The sequence below is a fragment of the Bacillus andreraoultii genome (assembly GCF_001244735.1).
Classification (GTDB): Bacteria; Bacillota; Bacilli; order Bacillales; family Caldibacillaceae; genus Caldifermentibacillus; species Caldifermentibacillus andreraoultii.
The window spans coordinates 403018-421655 of record NZ_LN868935.1 but is presented as its reverse complement, the minus strand read 5'-3'; the positions used below and the strand labels follow the sequence as shown (position 1 = coordinate 421655).

At 35.7% G+C, this 18638-nt stretch carries 14 protein-coding genes and 1 pseudogene; 10 read left to right on the top strand and 5 right to left on the bottom strand.

Features of this window, described 5'->3' with window-relative positions:
* Positions 1 to 109 precede the first annotated feature (109 nt).
* On the bottom strand, positions 110 to 1681 hold the full coding sequence (locus BN2144_RS02340; protein WP_033826735.1) for a DUF4084 domain-containing protein: 1572 nt from the start codon (positions 1679 to 1681) through the stop codon (positions 110 to 112).
* A gap of 411 nt (positions 1682 to 2092) precedes the next feature.
* A complete protein-coding gene (locus tag BN2144_RS02335; RefSeq protein ID WP_033826734.1) occupies positions 2093 to 3448 on the bottom strand; it encodes an MATE family efflux transporter in 1356 nt (451 codons plus the stop codon).
* 755 nt (positions 3449 to 4203) lie between these two features.
* Here BN2144_RS02335 and BN2144_RS02330 point away from each other — a divergent pair.
* Positions 4204 to 5979 (top strand): PAS domain-containing protein, encoded by a 1776-nt coding sequence (locus BN2144_RS02330; RefSeq protein WP_050632177.1) that lies wholly within the window; start codon positions 4204 to 4206, stop codon positions 5977 to 5979.
* A gap of 48 nt (positions 5980 to 6027) precedes the next feature.
* Here the strand turns inward: BN2144_RS02330 and BN2144_RS19000 are convergent, their stop codons facing one another.
* Positions 6028 to 6192 (bottom strand): type II toxin-antitoxin system antitoxin, encoded by a 165-nt coding sequence (locus BN2144_RS19000; RefSeq protein ID WP_033826733.1) that lies wholly within the window; start codon positions 6190 to 6192, stop codon positions 6028 to 6030.
* Positions 6193 to 6204: 12 nt separating this feature from the next.
* Positions 6205 to 7047 carry an SPFH domain-containing protein gene (locus BN2144_RS02325; protein WP_033826732.1) on the bottom strand — a complete coding sequence of 281 codons (843 nt, stop codon included), beginning with the start codon at positions 7045 to 7047 and terminating at the stop codon, positions 6205 to 6207.
* A 155-nt stretch (positions 7048 to 7202) separates the two neighbouring features.
* Between BN2144_RS02325 and BN2144_RS02320 the strand changes: the two genes are divergently transcribed.
* The 3 genes from BN2144_RS02320 (at position 7203) to BN2144_RS02310 (ending at position 9661) form a co-directional block, all read left to right on the top strand.
* Positions 7203 to 7400 carry a hypothetical protein gene (locus BN2144_RS02320; RefSeq protein WP_033826731.1) on the top strand — a complete coding sequence of 66 codons (198 nt, stop codon included), beginning with the start codon at positions 7203 to 7205 and terminating at the stop codon, positions 7398 to 7400.
* Between the two features lie 186 nt (positions 7401 to 7586).
* Positions 7587 to 8135 (top strand): NfeD family membrane protein, encoded by a 549-nt coding sequence (locus BN2144_RS02315; RefSeq protein ID WP_033826730.1) that lies wholly within the window; start codon positions 7587 to 7589, stop codon positions 8133 to 8135.
* A 65-nt stretch (positions 8136 to 8200) separates the two neighbouring features.
* Positions 8201 to 9661, top strand: coding sequence for a flotillin family protein (locus tag BN2144_RS02310; RefSeq protein WP_042337491.1), 1461 nt, complete (start codon positions 8201 to 8203; stop codon positions 9659 to 9661).
* 1035 nt (positions 9662 to 10696) lie between these two features.
* Here the strand turns inward: BN2144_RS02310 and BN2144_RS02305 are convergent.
* Positions 10697 to 13345 carry a calcium-translocating P-type ATPase, PMCA-type gene (locus BN2144_RS02305; RefSeq protein WP_033826729.1) on the bottom strand — a complete coding sequence of 883 codons (2649 nt, stop codon included), beginning with the start codon at positions 13343 to 13345 and terminating at the stop codon, positions 10697 to 10699.
* 203 nt (positions 13346 to 13548) lie between these two features.
* On the opposite strand from BN2144_RS02305, the gene BN2144_RS02300 reads away from it, so the two are divergent.
* The 6 genes and pseudogenes from BN2144_RS02300 (at position 13549) to BN2144_RS02280 (ending at position 18617) form a co-directional block, all read left to right on the top strand.
* Positions 13549 to 13776, top strand: coding sequence for a FeoA family protein (locus BN2144_RS02300; protein ID WP_033826728.1), 228 nt, complete (start codon positions 13549 to 13551; stop codon positions 13774 to 13776).
* Complete coding sequence (feoB, locus tag BN2144_RS02295) at positions 13773 to 15785, top strand: ferrous iron transport protein B (protein ID WP_033826727.1); 2013 nt, start codon at positions 13773 to 13775, stop codon at positions 15783 to 15785. The genes BN2144_RS02300 and feoB overlap by 4 nt, the downstream gene beginning before the upstream one ends.
* Before the next feature lie 58 nt (positions 15786 to 15843).
* Positions 15844 to 15996 (top strand): FeoB-associated Cys-rich membrane protein, encoded by a 153-nt coding sequence (locus BN2144_RS02290; RefSeq protein WP_033826726.1) that lies wholly within the window; start codon positions 15844 to 15846, stop codon positions 15994 to 15996.
* 219 nt (positions 15997 to 16215) lie between these two features.
* Positions 16216 to 16524, top strand: a pseudogene (locus tag BN2144_RS20570) (DUF4352 domain-containing protein); the annotation flags it as partial.
* A 9-nt stretch (positions 16525 to 16533) separates the two neighbouring features.
* Positions 16534 to 17166, top strand: coding sequence for a DUF5105 domain-containing protein (locus BN2144_RS02285; protein WP_326563957.1), 633 nt, complete (start codon positions 16534 to 16536; stop codon positions 17164 to 17166).
* A gap of 122 nt (positions 17167 to 17288) precedes the next feature.
* A complete protein-coding gene (locus BN2144_RS02280) occupies positions 17289 to 18617 on the top strand; it encodes an IS3 family transposase (protein WP_033826456.1) in 1329 nt (442 codons plus the stop codon).
* The last annotated feature ends 21 nt before the right edge of the window (positions 18618 to 18638 follow it).

Below are 18638 nucleotides of genomic sequence, written 5' to 3'. Positions count from 1 at the left end.
ATACAAGAAAATTACATATTTGTCGAAAAAACGGTTTTCATTCTATTCATAGTATGACGAATGTGTATAACCTTGAGAAATCTTTCCCGATGGTTTATTGAAATTCCATTTAAAATGATTGTTGCTTTGTTTTTATAACAACTGTGTTTCTCTTCTTTTTCGCTTCATAAAGTGCTTCATCTACCCGCTTGTAAAGGGTGTTAAATTGATCGTTTGGCTCCCATACAGTTACACCGATACTAACAGTTATATGAATAGACGTATGATCGATATTGATTGTATAATCTTGAACTTTCTTTTGAATTCGTTTGGCTAGCCGAATGCCTGCTTGTAAATTGGAATGAGGCAATAGGATGATAAACTCCTCCCCACCAAATCTTCCAAGTAGGTCCGATGTTCGAATAGATTCACGAAAAATCTGTGCAGCTTTCTGAATAACTCTGTCACCTACATCATGACCAAAACGATCGTTCACCGACTTAAAATAATCAATATCAATTAGTAATAATGAAAAGGGTTGATTTTCCGCATTCGCTTCTTTAATTAATGTATGGACGACACTATCGATGTATCTCCGGTTATATATACCTGTCAAAAAATCTGTCCGTGCCTCAATGGAGCGAATCTCATTCAGGCGTTCCAGTTCTAATATTGTTTCTTCAAGTTGTTGATTTTTCTCTTCTAATTGCTGTTTCGCATGTTGAAGTAAGCCGTTCAATTGTTTGTTTTCTTTCAACATAATAAATTGGCGAGAAAAAAGTAGGAAAAAGCTAAGTACTAACCCAATAAATAACTCATCGATTCCTGAATCATAAATGCCATATACAATTGTTAAGAGTACAATACAAACAATAGGTAAAAAGTGAGATTGGGTAAAATCCTTTTTTCTTAACAATGACGATTCGGTTTTTGCTTGACGATCTACGTATAAAGTAGTAAGACCAATATAAAACATAGACATCGTCCATAAAGGGTCATATATATTACCAGTTACATACGTTCCGTTTGCTACTGCATAAAGATAGACTGAATCACAAATAAAGGAAATGGTCATACTGAAAAGAAAAATGTTTAACGCCATTTTTGTTGATGTATTTTGTTTAATAAAAAAACGAGCATGTACGATACCAAATAATATGAGTAAGTCAAGAAGTGGATAGGATACTAAAACGATCAGTTCTCGAATCGAGGCATCCCTACCTTGAAAAATAGGACCGATTAATAAATACCAACTAAACGAAGTAATGACGATAACGATTATTAATATATCGACAATGGTAATAGCCATTTTTGTTTTACGTAAATCATGGGCGACAAGAAAAATGAAAGCAGTTAAGAAGATCATTGGCTGTAATAAGAAAAGGTAATCTGAAATATATGGAAATGTTGGTTCAGTGTTCGTTTTAAGTATAAAAAAGTCTAAAAAAAGTTCTGCCAAAATATACGATACCATCCCAAAAAGTATGAGTCTCCAAAATAAACGCTCTCCTTCATTCATCCGTCTAATTAGGAGATAAAGTAGACTAGCTGATATAAGTGGTCCCATTAAGGACAAAATGCCAGCAAATATTTGTGCAACAGGATTGTGATAAAAATTTAAAACGACATAGTAAATAAGGATATGTATAGGAATATAAATGATTAGAAATCGCTTAAGGGAATTCCTTTTAAATTTTTTCATGTCACTTCACCCTTAATTTAAAGTTAGCAAGACTAATTAACTAGTAATATTTTCCTATACCCATTTTACCAGATATAAAAGTTCTGTCTATTAAAAAAAGAAGATGCGCTGAAACGAAGGGTATGTAGAAGGACAGTCTGATATCAATAAAAGAACTTCCAAAATAACATAAAAAACGGGGCTGTCCAGAAAGTCGTATTTGATCTCCGGTGGCCCCTATTCATGGTTAGTAGAAAAGTACAAAATTTTAATTTTTCCTTTCCTTTTACGCTTAAGCACACAAGGAAGGCTCAAACAGCTACATCAAAGACGAAAAACTCTCTTTCTTATCAAGAGAACTCTTGATATATCAACATTCTGGATGATTACATTTTTTGGATATCCCCATTTTGGACAGCCCCCCTTGGAGATTTAAGCATTTTTCATAAGTATTTCATTGCGAGTCCATGGTTTTGTTAACCAACGTTTATAGGCGAATATTCCGCGTACCCATTCATCCATACCTTGAGCAATCCAAACCCCAAGTAATCCTAAACCAAAGACAATACCTAACATATAGCTAAAGAGAACAGCAACTCCCCACATGGAGATGACACCAATAATGACAGGAAATTTCACGTCCCCTGCAGCTTTTAAAGAACCCATTAAAACAATATTCATTGCTCGCCCAGGTTCAATAAAGACAATGGCCCAAAGTACTGGTAACCCAATCGCTATAATTTCAGGGTCATTTGTAAATAGCTCTAACAGTGGTTTTCCGATAAAAGCAATGACAAGTGATGTTAAAAGAGACACGAGCATAGAAATTTTTAATGTTTTGATTCCACGATGCATGGCTCGATTGTATTGTTTTCCCCCGATATATCGGGCTACAAGTAGCTGTGTTCCTTGAGCAATGGCTAATGTGAATAAATAACAAAGCATGGATATATTCAAAATATAAATTCTTGCCGCTAAAGCACCGGACCCTAAAACCGCTACAAATCCAGTAATAACTACTTGAGAAAATTGATAAGATAAGTTTTCTCCTGCTGATGGAAGTCCGATGGCTAATAGTTCACGTATATCATTTCTATTAAAATGGATTAAGTCTTTTACATAAAGTCGTAAAGTGAGTCGTTTATTTACTAAATAAATAAAGGCGATAATAACAAAAACTCTTGCAATAACGATCGACCAGGCCACACCAACAACTCCTGTAATCGGTAGTCCGAAAATTCCTGTTACGGAGATGATGTTCCCGGTAATACTAATCATATTCATAATGACCGTGACAATCATGGCATCTTTCGTGTAGCCGTGACTACGTAAAACGGCACTTAGAGCAAGAGACACTGCCTCGAGAAAAAGTGAAATCCCTGTAATTTTCACAAAAATGGAAGCGAAAGGAAAAACATCTTCAGCGAGTCCATAAAAGCTAAGGAAAAAATCGCCAAATAAAACGATAGCAACTGTAATGACAATTCCAATCCAAAAATTAAACCCAAAGGCTGAGCGGGATAATCGTCGTGCTTTGTCGAATTGACTAGCACCGAGACTTTGACCAATTAAAATGGTTGCACCAATGGATGTAATATTAAATACTAAAATAGCAATATTTAAAATTTGGTTTGCAACACCAACTCCAGCAACTGCTTGGTCGGAGTAATGGCTCAAAATCAATGTTGCTATAATCCCGATACTCATATGCAATGTAATTTCAATAAACAATGGCCATGTAATGCTAAAAAGTGATTGCTCTTGATATTTATTTTTTGTTTCTGTCAATCTTATCCCTCTTTGCTGTATGTTGTCGTGTAAAGTTAATTTTAACCCGTTATCAAGAAAAAAGGTATAAGATTTTAGTGACATTTTATTTACTTTATTCAGATACAAGATGGTTTGTCCTTAAAGAGGGTGGTTTTCTGTTTTGAGGTTGCAAAAAAACAATATTTTATTATTTGAATCAATTTCATAATTCTAACGCTTAGAGCCAACGTGCAAAAGTTCATTTTGATCTTGTTACACTTATTTATAATTCTTCAAAATTAGCCTGTGATCGAATAATACGTTATTCGTCCGCCATGCTGCATAAACTTGCGACAAAAATATAATATCTTCATACGATTGCCCCTTTAAAAAAATTAAATAGAGTAGGGTCTAGTTTGTGATGGCCACTTTTTTCAAAAACATAGATATCCCAAATTAAATAATCAATTTTCCATTTCTGGGTAGATGGATTTTTATAAAAAGCTTTTATGAAATTGAGTCATTTGTTTAGGAAAGTCGGTACCATATCTGGGGTGAAAAGAGCTTGGAGGGTCTTTTTGGTACGAACTGCTAGATGTTCTGATAAAGATGTGGATGAATACTCCAAACCTTAACACAATTGTTACAATATTTTAACGTTAGCTTAATACTATAAAAAGGGAAGATTTTGTAAATTATAAATAAGCATGATATGCTATATATATGAATTCATAGTAAACTAGGGTGATTTGTACATATTTTGAAAGGTCTAGGCATCGGATGGGGGGACTTGTTTGGAAGCAAATCAATCTAACTTAAACTTTGAAGAAATTATCGGACAAATTACAGACGCCTTTTTTGTTCTTGATAGCAACTGGATTTTTAAATACATAAATACGAAAGGGGCTGAAATGATTGGGAGGAAGGACTCGAGTGAATTAATTGGAAAATGTCTGTGGGATGAGTTTCCTGCAGCTATACATAATAATTTCTATAAGAACTACAGGAAAGTTATGGATAAGAAAATCCCAATTGAGTTTGATGAATTTTATCCAGAACCATTAAATCGTTGGTTTCACGCTCGAGCTTATCCTCTCACTGAGGGGATTTCTGTCTTTTTTCACGATGTGACAGAAATAAAAATAAAACAAAAACAAAACGATGCTCATTATGAACAATTATTTGCACAAAATCACGATGGAATCTTACTAGTAGATGTAGAAGGTAATATTACAAGTGCAAATCGAGGAATGGAAAGGATCACAGGTTATCATATCGGATATTTTCTTGATAAAAAGTTTTTCGAAGGTGTGTTAGTAGATGAAATTGATCCTCTCTATTTAAAATCTGTTTTTAATAAAGTGATTAGTGGTGAGACACAAACAATGAGTCTCGACTTGAAACATCGGAATGGGGCCATTATTCATTGTGATATTACATGTTTTCCTGTTGTGGTTTTGGATGAAATTGTTGGCGTCTTCGTGATTATTAGAGATGTTACGAAAATAAAAGAATTAGAGTGGAATCTAAGACGTAGTGAACAGAAATATCGATCATTAAAATATCATAACCCTGAAGGAATTTGTTCTTTTGACTTAAATGGAAAATTAATTGGTGTTAACCCTGCATTAGAAGCAATGAGTGGTTATTCAAGAGATGAATTTCTTCTTTTACATATGGAGCAATTATTTCACCCAGATGATATTCCAATTTTAACGGATTGCATCCAAAACATTTTAGATGGTGAAGGTACTGTTGATTCTTTTAATATAAAAATGTTGAATAAGGATGGTCAATTGTTACATACAGTATTAACGGTCGTACCAATCTATATTGAAGAAGTATTAGAAGGATTTTATTTAATCATTAAAGATGTAACAGAAGCAAAGAAAACGGAAGAATTACTCATTCAATCAGAAAAACTATCGGCAGTAGGTCAATTAGCTGCATCGATTGTCCATGAAATTCGCAATCCACTAACATCATTAATGGGATTTTTGCAATTAATTGAACATAGTTACGGAGTTAAAGATGATTATATAAAAATTATGTCAGATGAATTAATGCGAATTAACTCGATAACGAACGAACTACTCGTTTTAGCAAAGCCGCAAGCGAAAAAGACACAAGAGGAAGATATTGTTCATCTAGTAACTGATGTCATAAAATTAATGAACACCCAAGCGTTATTGGCTGGTATAGAAATAACATTAATCAAAGAGGAACATGTACCAAAATTAATGTGTGACGGTCAACAGTTAAAACAAGTTTTCATCAATTTAATTAAAAATGGAATCGAGGCAATGACCGGTAAAACAGGGACGATTTTTGTAAATATAAAAAGAACAGGTAATCATATTGAAGTGTCAATTCGTGATGAAGGAATGGGCATGACAGAAGAGCAAATAAAACATATTGGTGAGCCGTTTTTTACAACGAAGCGAAAAGGGACAGGCCTAGGCATGTTAATGACCTCAAGTATTATCGAAAATTATAATGGACAATTAAAGATTACTAGTGAGGTCGGAAAAGGAACGACGATGTCCGTCTACTTACCACTTGAATCGTAATGAAGGACTGTACGGAAAAAGGATTCGCTTATCCGGCAGTCCTTCGATTTAATTATCGGATTTCCTTTTTAAGCGTCCATTCTTTTTAGCAGCTTCACGTAAAAGGTATTCAATATGACTGTTGACACTACGGAACTCATCCTGTGCCCAACGTTCAATAATCGCATATAATTCTGGATCAATTCGAAGCGGAAAATTTTTCTTTTTCGCCATTATTATTCACCACTAATACAAACTTCCTACGTTAACAACAGGTTGTGTTCCGCGGTCGGATATGATGGCAACCATAATATTATTGACCATATTTACCTTTCGTTCTTCATCAAGATCTAAAGTACCGTTTTCTTGTAATTGTTCTACAGCCATTTGTGCCATGGATACTGCCCCTTCAACAATCTTTTGCCGTGCAGAGAGAATCGCAGACGCTTGTTGGCGTTGAAGCATCGCACTGGCAATTTCTGTTGAGTAAGCTAAGTGGGTAAGTCTTGCTTCCAACACTTCTACACCAGAAACAGCTAACCGTTCTTGAATATTTCTTGCCAACTCCTCTGAAACTGTATCAGAATCACCTCGTAAAGTAACCTCTTCATCTGTAAACGTATCATAAGGATATTTGCCAGCAACATGACGAATGGCTGTCTCACTTTGAATTTCGACAAACTCCTCATAATTATCTACTTCAAACACTGCTTTTGCAGAATCAACGACTTTAAAAACAACAACCGCAGCAATTTCAATCGGATTTCCTTCCACGTCATTTACTTTTAGTTTTTTACTATTAAAATTGCGTACCCGTAACGAAACCGTTTTTCTTGATGTTAATGGGATTGTTAAGTAAAGCCCGCTCTCACGTATTGTTCCCATATATTTTCCGAAAAACGTAATTACCTTTGCTTGGTTTGGTTGTACGATTGTAATTCCCGTAAATATGAATAGTCCAGCTAGAGCGAATAGGCCAGTCGATAGATAATACATATGAAGAGCGGAAAATATCGCTGCACCGACGAGGAAAATGAGTAATAAAATCCCTACGAATCCATTTATTGTAAAAGCTTTCTTTTCAATCATAAAAGTGCCTCCTTTTTAATATTGTAATTATACTATTATGATATCATATGTATATAAAATAAGCAATAGTCGGACTACTATAAAAGGGAATGACTAATCATTATTTGTTACGGGAATAGTAAAGATGCGTCGGAAAATGAAAGGGGGTAGAGATGATGAAGAAAACAAATGATGTATTGTCAAATGCACCAAGTGAAGAGACTTATTCGGTAAATACAGAAATGAATACGCGCCATCCTTATCAAAAGCAACATAACGATCCAGGCAATTCTGTAAATGAACATAAAAATTTAGAAGAAGCAAATATATTCGTTAATCAAGGCGAAATCGGTCAACAACGAGAGAATAATTAAATCTCTTATTCACAAAACAACTAGGCTTCAAAGTCCTAGTTGTTTTTTATTGAGTTTTTTTGATGTGAGCATATTGTATAAATTTATTTTTAAAAAATGAAACTTAGCCTAGGGGAAAACCGTAATATAAGTATCATTCTCTCAATATGATGGAACGAAATCTTTTTTTGAAAAGGGGGGCTTACCATCGAGATTTTTGGCTATCCGATTCAAACGATTTATTTAGCAATTTTAATTATTTCTGGTGTACTCATTCTTTTTTACATGTTATTTGGTGATTTTTTAGATGGAGTTGGGGATGTTTCACCTTTTCTAAACCCGACTTTATTGCTTGCTTTTCTTATTTTCCTCTCTGCTTCAGGTTATATTTTTGAGCTAGTGACCTCCATTCAGAGTGTTTGGATACTCGTCATTTCAGCTATCGGTAGTTTTATTTTAACAACTTTACTAAATGTATTTATTTTAGTTCCTTTGTCGTCGGCTGAGGAGTCACTCGCCTATACCGATGAATCGTTGAAAGGGAGGATTGGTACGGTGATTATCCCCGTCCCAAATGATGGTTATGGAGAAGTTTTAATTGAAAGTAATAGTGGAAGAATTGCAAAGTCGGCTATTAGTTTCCATCAATCTGAAATTCTAGAAGGAGTAAAAGTTTTAGTTGTTGATGTCAAACAGGGAGTCTTACAAGTTATTCCGTATGATGAGAAAGCCGTGTATCAGAAATATGAGTTGTAGGTGAGTTACGAGGGAAAACTCATCGCTTATGAAAAAGAAAATATGATTTATTGGAGGTATGTAGAATGAACCCAATATGGATTGTTATTGGTATTGTCGTTGTTCTTCTTTTAGCACTTATCGGTGTTTTTATTACGAAATATCGAACGGTTGGACCTGACGAAGCACTTATTGTAACTGGAAGCTATTTAGGAAGTAAGAATGTAAATTTAGATGAATCTGGCAATAAAGTGAAAATTATTCGCGGTGGCGGGACATTTGTCTTACCAGTCTTTCAACGAGCAGAACCTTTGAGCTTATTATCTAGTAAATTAGAAGTCTCAACACCTGAAGTGTACACTGAACAAGGTGTTCCAGTCATGGCGGATGGAACTGCAATTATTAAAGTAGGTAGTTCTATCGGTGAAATCGCAACAGCGGCGGAACAATTTTTAGGAAAAACAAAACAAGATCTTGAAAATGAAGCACGTGAAGTACTGGAAGGTCATTTACGATCAATATTAGGATCGATGACAGTTGAAGAAATTTATAAAAATCGCGATAAATTTTCCCAAGAAGTACAACGAGTGGCAACACAAGATTTAGCGAAGATGGGATTAGTCATTGTGTCATTTACGATTAAAGATGTTCGTGATAAAAATGGTTACCTCGAATCGCTAGGGAAACCACGTATCGCTCAAGTAAAGCGTGATGCCGATATTGCTACAGCTGAAGCCGAAAAAGAAACGAGAATTAAAAAGGCAGAAGCTTCAAAAGATGCGCAAAAGGCAGAATTAGAACGGGCAACTGAAATTGCGGAGGCAGAAAAAGAGAATCAATTAAAAATTGCGGAATATCGTCTTGAACAAGATGTAGCCAAAGCGCGTGCAGACCAAGCATATGACTTAGAAAGTGCCCGTGCGAAACAACAAGTTACCGAACAAGAGATGCAAGTTAAAATTATTGAGCGCCAAAAGCAAATTGAATTAGAAGAAAAAGAAATTTTACGCCGCGAAAAACAATACGACTCAGAAGTTAAGAAAAAAGCTGATGCCGATCGTTATGCTGTTGAACAAGCAGCAGCCGCAGAAAAAGCAAAAAAAATGGCCGATGCAGATGCAAACAAATACCGAATTGAAGCACTAGCGAAAGCCGAAGCAGAACGAATTCGCATTGATGGTTTAGCCAAAGCCGAAGCCCAAAAAGCACAAGGAACAACGGAAGCGGAAATTATTCGTTTGAAAGGGATTGCCGAAGCGGAGGCAAAACAAAAAGTTGCAGAAGCATTTGAGAAATTCGGGCAAGCAGCAGTACTCGACATGATTTTAAAAATGCTTCCTGAATATGCAAAACAAGTTGCATCTCCACTTGCGAATATTGACCAAATTACAGTTGTCGATACAGGATCAAGTGACCAAAACGGTGGAGCAAATAAAGTTACCGGTTATGCAACTAATTTAATGAGTACTTTGCAAGAATCTTTGAAAGCATCTTCCGGCATAGATGTTAAGCAATTATTGGAAAACTTATCAGGTAAAACGAAATAATCCATCTCCGGTTAAGTTAGAGAAAAATCCTCACAGATGGTTGTGAGGATTTTTTGATGCCTTTGATAAAACGGTGAACTAGAGTGGTTATGGGAGATTCTTAGTTTGGTGGGGAAATTGATTAAAGGGTTAATGAGGTGGTTATGGAAGATTCTTTGTTTAGTATAGAAAATGATTAACGGTCAACAAGAGGAGGTATAGACGCTCAATTTACCGAAATGGTCATTTAGAAGAGTTATAGACACCTCAAATCCCCCTGTAACTTTCCCCTTCCTTTTAAGTGAAATGTTTAGTATAATGGTAAAGTTCAAATAATATAAGCGAAAGATGGATTTATGCAGGAATTGGGAATAAAAAACGACTTCGGGAGTTCTTAGTGGAATGTTATTATTAAGTACTATAATTGTTCCATTTGGCATTCTATCAATAAATTTCTACACTTTTCTGTAAATTCTGGTGGCACTATTGCAGATGCAATGACAAAATTTCTTGTTAAAAAGTGTCATTTTAATAAAACGGTAGCTACATATATCTCTAAAGCTTTTGTTTTGATAGTCTTTTAAAAAGTGATGTGTATTTTATGAATAAAAAAAATCAAATTTTGTTTGCTGTATTAATTATTATGGCATTATTTTATTAGCGGAATGTTACTACCTGTGCATGCACCTTTATGGCATAGGGCCATTGGTTTATTGGTCATAATTGGTTGGGGAATATTAATTCTTAGTATCTGGAAAAGCAAACAAAAAAAGTAACATGATAAACGGCATATCAATTGGTATGCCGTTTGTTATGTTTAAGAATATACTTTGCGCATTGGTACGCGTCTCAATGTAAGAACGCGGTTAAAAGCTTGTTACTTTATGTAATCAATACATATTTTTATCAATACAGTAAATAATAAGAGTTGAGCATCTATATATTGCAGATGAGCAACTCTTATTTTTGTGTAAATGAACTTTTTCAGCGGACTACACAAAGAAAAAGATTCTTCACGAATACTCACTTTACAACTTTTCTCTATCATCAAAATACTCAATCAACCCGTCTAATCCCTTTATAAATTTCATTAATAACAATTGGAATGAGCGAGACTCCGATGACGAAGACCCAGTCTTTCGCGCTGATCACATAAATTCCAAATACGTCGTGGAAAAATGGAACGTATACTAATAAAGCTTGGATAAAAATACCAATGACGATTGCGGCAATGAGTAGCTTGTTAGAAAAAAGTCCAACTTGAAAGATAGATTTTCTTCGGCTCCTTAAATTAAGAGTATGGAATAGTTGAGAAACACTTAACGTAATAAATGCCATTGTTTGCGCATGTGTTAGAGCGTTATTTGTTATATTCTCAAAATCAATCGTAAAGAGTGTGCTTGCTCCAGTATAGTAGCGTAATCCTTCGATAAATGCGAATAACGTTATAAAACCGATTAGCATCCCATTTAACACGGTATATGCACCGTTTCCGTGGACAAAAAAGCTTTCTTTTGGATTGCGTGGTTTATCTTTCATCACATCCGGATCATCTGGGTCCATACCTAAAGCGATTGCTGGTAATGTATCTGTAATTAGGTTTACCCATAAAATTTGTACGGCTGTTAATGGAGCTGGCCAACCTAATAAAATCCCAAGGAAGAGCGCGGTAAGTTCACCTAAATTACAAGATAGCAGAAAGAGTATTGCTTTTCGAATGTTTTGGAAGATGTTTCGCCCTTGTTCAACGGCTGCAACAATCGTTGAAAAATTATCGTCTGTTAAAATAATATCACTTGCACCTTTTGCTACATCGGTTCCAGTAATACCCATTGCAACTCCAACATCTGCCTGTTTTAACGAAGGGGCATCATTTATGCCATCCCCTGTCATGGAGGTGATTTGGCCATTATCTTTGAGAGCTTTCACAATCCGAACTTTATGCTCTGGTGAAACACGAGCAAATACACGCACAGTTTTTACTCTTTCTTTCAGGTCCGTATCGCTAAGTTCATTAAGCTCTTGACCGGTCAACGTTTGGGAAAGACTATCAGCAATACCAAGTTCTTTTGCAATTGCAAGGGCAGTATTTTGATGGTCACCAGTAATCATAACCGTTTGAATGCCAGCTTCTTTGCATTGCTGGATCGAATGTTTAACCTCTTCTCTTGGAGGGTCAATCATGCCGACGAGACCGAGAAAAGTGAGATGTTCTTCTAATTCTCCATTCATGTCTTGTATAGGTAAAGGGTTCCTTTCTGCAATCGCTAGTACACGTAAAGCGGTATCAGACATTTTTTTCGATGCGGTCATAATATTTTCTTGATCTTGCTTCGTTAAAGGACGGGCTTGTCCATTTTCAATAATTGTTGTCGTTCTTGGTAAAATGCTTTCCAATGCGCCTTTTGTAATAGAAAAGAAGCTATCCTCATTCTCATGAACGGTTGTCATCATTTTTCTATCTGAATCAAATGGTTTTTCGTTTATTCGTTTATAGGTTTGTTCCAAGTCTTCTTTTGACAAATCGAATTGTTTCCCTGCAGCAACGAGAGCGATTTCAGTAGGATCCCCTGAATCGATTGTTGCATCGTTACAAAGTATCATCCCTCGCATAAAACGATAGCCAACGTCTGTATTTAAATGAATACCACTCAAGTCATCATACTTACCGTCAATAAAAACTTTTGTTACCGTCATTTTATTTTGTGTTAATGTCCCGGTTTTATCAGAACAAATAACACTTACAGATCCTAATGTTTCGACAGCTGGTAGTTTACGAACAATGGCATGCTGTTTACTCATTTTTTGTACACCGAGAGCAAGAACAATGGTAACAATCGCAACCATTCCCTCAGGTATTGCCGCTACCGCCAAACTTACCGCAATGAGAAACATATCTAACACGTTTCGACCTTGGAAATAGCCGACAAAAAACATAACTATACAAATGACAACGGCGCCAATACCTAGTATTTTTCCGAGTTCGTTTAATTTCTTTTGTAATGGTGTGATTTCCTTTTCTTGGCCACCAAGCATTTTAGCAATTTTACCGATTTCCGTTTCCATTCCCGTATAAACAACAACCCCTGTACCACGCCCATAAGTTGTTAAAGTTGACATAAAGGCAATATTTTGTTGATCACCAAGTGGAACTTCTGAATTAGCAACCCAGTCTGCGTTTTTGTCAACAGGCACAGATTCACCGGTTAATGCCGATTCCTCAATTTGTAAATTGGCAGTTTCAATTAATCTTAGATCGGCAGGAACAAATCGGCCTGCATCGAGAATGACAACATCGCCGGGAACAAGCTCTTCCGATGAAATTTCACTGACCTTCCCGTCCCGTTTGACAATCGCTTTCGGTGTCGATATCTTCTTTAATTCTTCTAATGCTTTTTCTGCTTTTGATTCTTCAACAATTCCAATAACGGCGTTTAAGACAATCACGATAAAAATAATAATCGCGTCGGTGATTTCACCAACAAAGGAAGAAACGATGGCAGCGATGATTAAAATCCAAATTAAAATACTGTTTATTTGTTCCCATATCATCCGCCAGATGGAAGTTTTCCTTCCTTCTTCAAACTTGTTCGGGCCAAACTTTTTTAATCGTTGTTCCGCTTCTTGACTTGATAGACCTTTTTGAACGTCTACTTGTAGTTCTTCGGTAATCTCTTTCATTGACTGCGTATACCACTTTGTCAATTTAGCCCACATCCTTTATCAGATGGAATGATTTCTATATCTCTATTATGTCATATTTTTCACAAAAGTTGATATGAACATAAATTGTTAAGGAAACTTTCATTTTTTTATAGTAAAAACACTTGTGAAATAGTTTATAATGAAATTGTTAATGATAATGATTTTCAATAACGAGTTCCAAATTAGAAGGGAATGATTCTCAAATGGTATTATTTGATCTAAAACAAGGAGAATCTGCAACGATTAAAGATTTATCATCACTGAATCAATTAGTTAAAACAAGATTAATGAATTTAGGGATTTATTTAGGTTCAGAAGTAAATATAAAATCCAAAATGCCCCTTGGTGGCCCGTGTGTTATTGAATGTAATGGACAGCGAGTAGGTATTCGAAGTCAAGAAGCCAAATCCATTCGGGTGGAGATAAAATGATGCAAATTGCCCTTTTAGGAAACCCAAATATCGGAAAAACATCGCTTTTTAACCAGCTAACAGGTTCGTATGAGTATGTTGGCAATTGGAGCGGAGTAACGGTTGAGGAGAAGGTTGGCTTATTAAAAAATAAAAAAGCATATTTAGTTGATTTACCAGGAACCTATTCGTTAACACCATTGTCACGTGATGAGCGGGTTGTTACAGAATTTTTACTTAAAAATGAATTTTCATCAATTGTGAATATCGTAGACGCTTCTCAATTACAACGCAATCTACATTTAACGATTGAGTTGTTGGAGTTTGAAAAACCGCTCATGATGGGATTAAATATGATTGATGTTGCCCAGTCCCATGGATTAGAAATAGATGAGCAAATGTTAGCGGATAAACTTGGTGTGAATGTACAACCGATTATTGCACGGACAGGTAAAGGTTGTACTCGGTTGATGGATAAAATAATCGGGCAGGAAAATAAGATGGGAAAATCCTTTCAACTGTATTATGGTGAGGGAATCGAAAAAGGAATTACGATATTAGAGGAATTACTAGACGGAAAAGAAGTTCAATTACCTTCAAAAAGATGGTTAGCCATTCAATTTTTTGCCGGAAATGAAACAGTAAAGACGTATTTACAAAAATTGACTGACTCGCAAACACTAGAGGAATTATTTACTTCGGTTGAAAAAGAAACGATAAAACAGGCGGGACATTCTGTACAAGATACAATTTATGAAAAACGCGATGAATTTATTGTTGCTTTGTTGAGAGATGTTGTTTCCGTAATAAAAGATGTACCCCAAACTTTTACAGAAAAAGTTGATCGCTTTGCAACGAATAAATATTTAGGAATGCCAATCTTTTTAGTGCTGTTATATTTAATGTTTATGATCACGTTTAACTGGATTGGAACGCCTTTGTCAGATAGATTTGACGCCTTTTTATCAGGGCCTTTTACAGGCTGGTTAGAGGGTATGTTAAAACATCTCGGAACGTCTGAATTTTTATACAAATTAATTATTGAAGGAATTGTACCAGGGGTTGGTGGCGTTCTTGTTTTTGTCCCACAAATATTTATTTTATTTTTCTTTATTTCAGTTTTAGAGGACTCGGGATATATGGCTCGGATTTCACTTGTAATGGATCGCATTATGCAAAGTATTGGTTTGAATGGAAAAGCGTTCATTCCAATGGTTATTGGGTTCGGCTGTAATGTCCCTGGAATTATGTCGGCACGGACGATTGAGCAACCAAAAGAGAGATTGATTACAATCTTATTGACACCACTTATGTCATGCTCTGCACGTTTACCAGTATATGCATTGTTTGCCGGTGTATTTTTTAAAGGGAATGAAGCACTTGTTGTTCTTTCTTTATATACATTGGGGGTTGTTCTTGCACTTGTTTTAGCAAAACTATTTTCAAAAACAATCTTAAAAAGTGAAGAGTCTCTATTTGTTGTTGAACTGCCACCGTATCGGGTTCCACATATAAAAACATTAGCAAAGAGTACGTGGGATAAGGGGAAAGGCTTTGTTAAAAAGGCTGGAACTTTTATTTTTGGAGGAACAGTCGTTATTTGGGTATTATCAGTAGTTGGATTTGGTGGTTTTCATGTGGCGATGGATGATAGTTTATTGGCAAGTGTGGGGAGTTTTATCGCACCAATTTTTGCACCACTTGGTTTTGGAACATGGCAAGCAGCTGTTGCATTAGTAACCGGATTTTTAGCAAAAGAATCAATTGTTGCGACAATGAATATTGTTTACCATACTGCATCGGCCGCCTATTTACAAGGAATGGTTGCCAATGCATATACAGCATTGTCAGCATACAGTTTTCTTGTGTTTATTTTATTGTATATTCCTTGCTTAGCTACAGTGGCAACGATAAAAAAAGAAACAGGTTCAACAAAATGGACGATTTTTTCAATGGTTTATCCATTTGTTATCGCATATGTGATTTCATTCACAATTTATCAAGTAGGGAAGTTAATCGGATTGAATTAACAAATGTTTGGTGTGGAAGTAAAGCTTTCAACAGAAAATATAGAAAGAAGATGATTTCATGATTAATATCATTTTAGGAGTTGCGATTTTTAGTTACGCAATCTGGACGATAATGAAATTTATTAAGCGGAGTAGTAAAGGGAAATGTGCAGCTTGCGACTTACGAGATGCCTGTGAAAAATGCCAAAGTGAGGCGAGTGTTCGAGATTGATAAATCCAGGAAAAGCGGTCTTTTTTCGGGAATTCATGTGGAACTTCGGAAATTCAGCTTGCACTTTTAGAAAATCGTGGCAAAACTTCAGAAATTAGGCAGGACTTCGAGAACAGTAGAAATACGAAAAAATGTACCAACTTCGGAATCCCCAAATCCCTAGAAAAATAAAGAGGGTTACCAACTNCTGCGACAAAGACGGAAAAGAAGAAGGGGGGAGCATTAGAAGTCTCCATTGAAAAAGCTTCGTATATCTGGACAGAAGAAAGTGGAGATTTTTCCGAAGATGCGAAAGAAGCTCCTTTAGAGGTCGTCTTAAATATTAAAAATAGATCAAAATCAACATTATCCATTACACCTCGAAATGCTATTTTCCTTTATGACGGAGACAATCAACTTGCACCAATTGACATTTACGGTAATTATACGGGTATTGGTGGCGACAGAACGAGTGATATTAATCCTGGAAAGTCGACAAAAATGACATTTTATTTTAACGTTGAAAAAGGGAAGAAATACGAACTTGGAATTAAGCCAATGTTAATGGATCCAGGAAAGGAACCGAAAGAAGTCGTCCTAACCTTAGATACAAATAAATATAGTGATAGCTATGAAAAATTAGCAGAACCCATTCAAGCTTTAAGCGCGTTCATTGACACAGTCTTCTTGAAAAAAGAAAATAAAGCATATGATAAATTAGTTGCGATGAATCAAGAAGCGGCAATAAAAGAAGCAAAAGACTATTTTAAAGAAACATTAAATCTAAGCATGTTTAAAAAATTGACAGAAAAAGATATAGATAAGGCACAAGAAGAGTATATCTCACTTCTAAATGAAAAAGCATCCTACACCATTTCCCTTGTCGAATTTGGAAATGATAAAGCAACTGTTCGTGTAGAATATGAAACGATTCCATTAAACGACCTTTATCAAGGAATTTTTGATTATTCCGATGCTTATCGTGAAAAAACTGGAAATTATGATACAGATAAAAGATACCAATACGCTTTCTCTAAAATTGACGATATTATGGGTTCTATCTCAGTAAAAAAAGGAACGGCAATAGATATGAATCTAATGGCAAAAGATGGAAAGTGGGAAATTGATCAAGCGAAAGATTATCCTTATGAAAGCTTATTCACCACTTTTGGATCCGGAAAAATTTACTAAATAAAAAAAGAGGCCTGGCGTGTAAAATGGTACCTGTAGGTAGGACACTTGAAAAAGAGGGTTTCACCTACAGGTATTTTTTTATATACTTGAATTTTAGAATATGAGGATTAGGGGACAACATGAGTAAAATAACTTTTTCAACCAAAGAGATAAAAACACTTCAACAGAATCCAAATATACATCGTGTCAGCGATCGGTCTATTACCTATACTGACGATTTTAAAAATAGATTTATTGATGAGTACCTAGCTGGCAAACTCCCTCGTCAGATCTTTGCGGAGAACGGTTTCGATGTGGACGTTATAGGAATAAAACGAATCGAACAGTCAGCCTGCAGGTGGAAAAAGGCCTATGAGAAGAATGGCTTGATTGGGCTTACGGATACGAGGAAAAACGCTTCCGGCAGACCCTTGAAACGTGAGCTTTCACCGTCCGAAGTGATTGAAAGACAAAAGGCAAGAATCGAACTGTTGGAAGGACAGGTTGAGCTGTTAAAAAAGCTAGAAACGACAGAAAGGAGGCTGCTAAACTCAAGCGAAAATCTAAATCCGAATAATGCATATCAATTGATTCAGGAGACCATTGAACAAAATGGATTTAAGGGGATGACCAGGTATCTATGTGGCCTCTTAGAGGTATCCCGGTCTGGATATTATAGCTACCTAAAGGCTTCCTCTTTCCGGGAAGCAAAGGAGAAATTGGATCTTGAAGCGAAGGAAATCATTTTAAAGGCCTTTAATCGGCGCGGATATAAGAAAGGTTCACGCTCCATTAAAATGATACTGGAGAATGATTTTAACATTACGTTTAGCCGTAAAAAGATACAGAGAATCATGAGGAAATATGGAATCATCTGTCCTCACAGAAAGCCAAATCCTTATAAAAGGATCGCTAAAGCAACCAAGGAGCATCAGGTTGTTCCAAACAAGTTAAATAGGGAATTTAAGCAAGGAGTTCCAGGAAAAGTGTTATTAACGGACATTACTTATTTGCCATATAACGGAAATTCCATGGCTTATTTGTCAACCATAAAAGATGCGTCCACTAACGAACTCCTAGCTTACCATGTTTCTGATCGTATCACTCTAGACATCGCAACAAAGACGATTCACAAACTAATGAAAAACAAGAAGATTACACTACATAAAGATGCCTTCATCCACTCTGATCAAGGGAGCCATTATACGAGCCCCAGATATCAAAAGTTATTAAAAAAATATGGTCTAGGACAATCTATGTCCCGAAGAGGGAACTGTTGGGATAATGCCCCTCAAGAGTCTTTCTTTGGTCATTTAAAAGATGAAGTAGACTATCAATCTTGTAAATCCTTAAAAGAACTAAAAGCAAAAATAAATCACTATATGGTTTACTATAACAATTATCGATATCAATGGAATTTAAAAAAGATGACCCCTATTCAATATAGGAATCATCTTCTAGTTGCTTAACCTCTTTTTTTATTGTGTCCT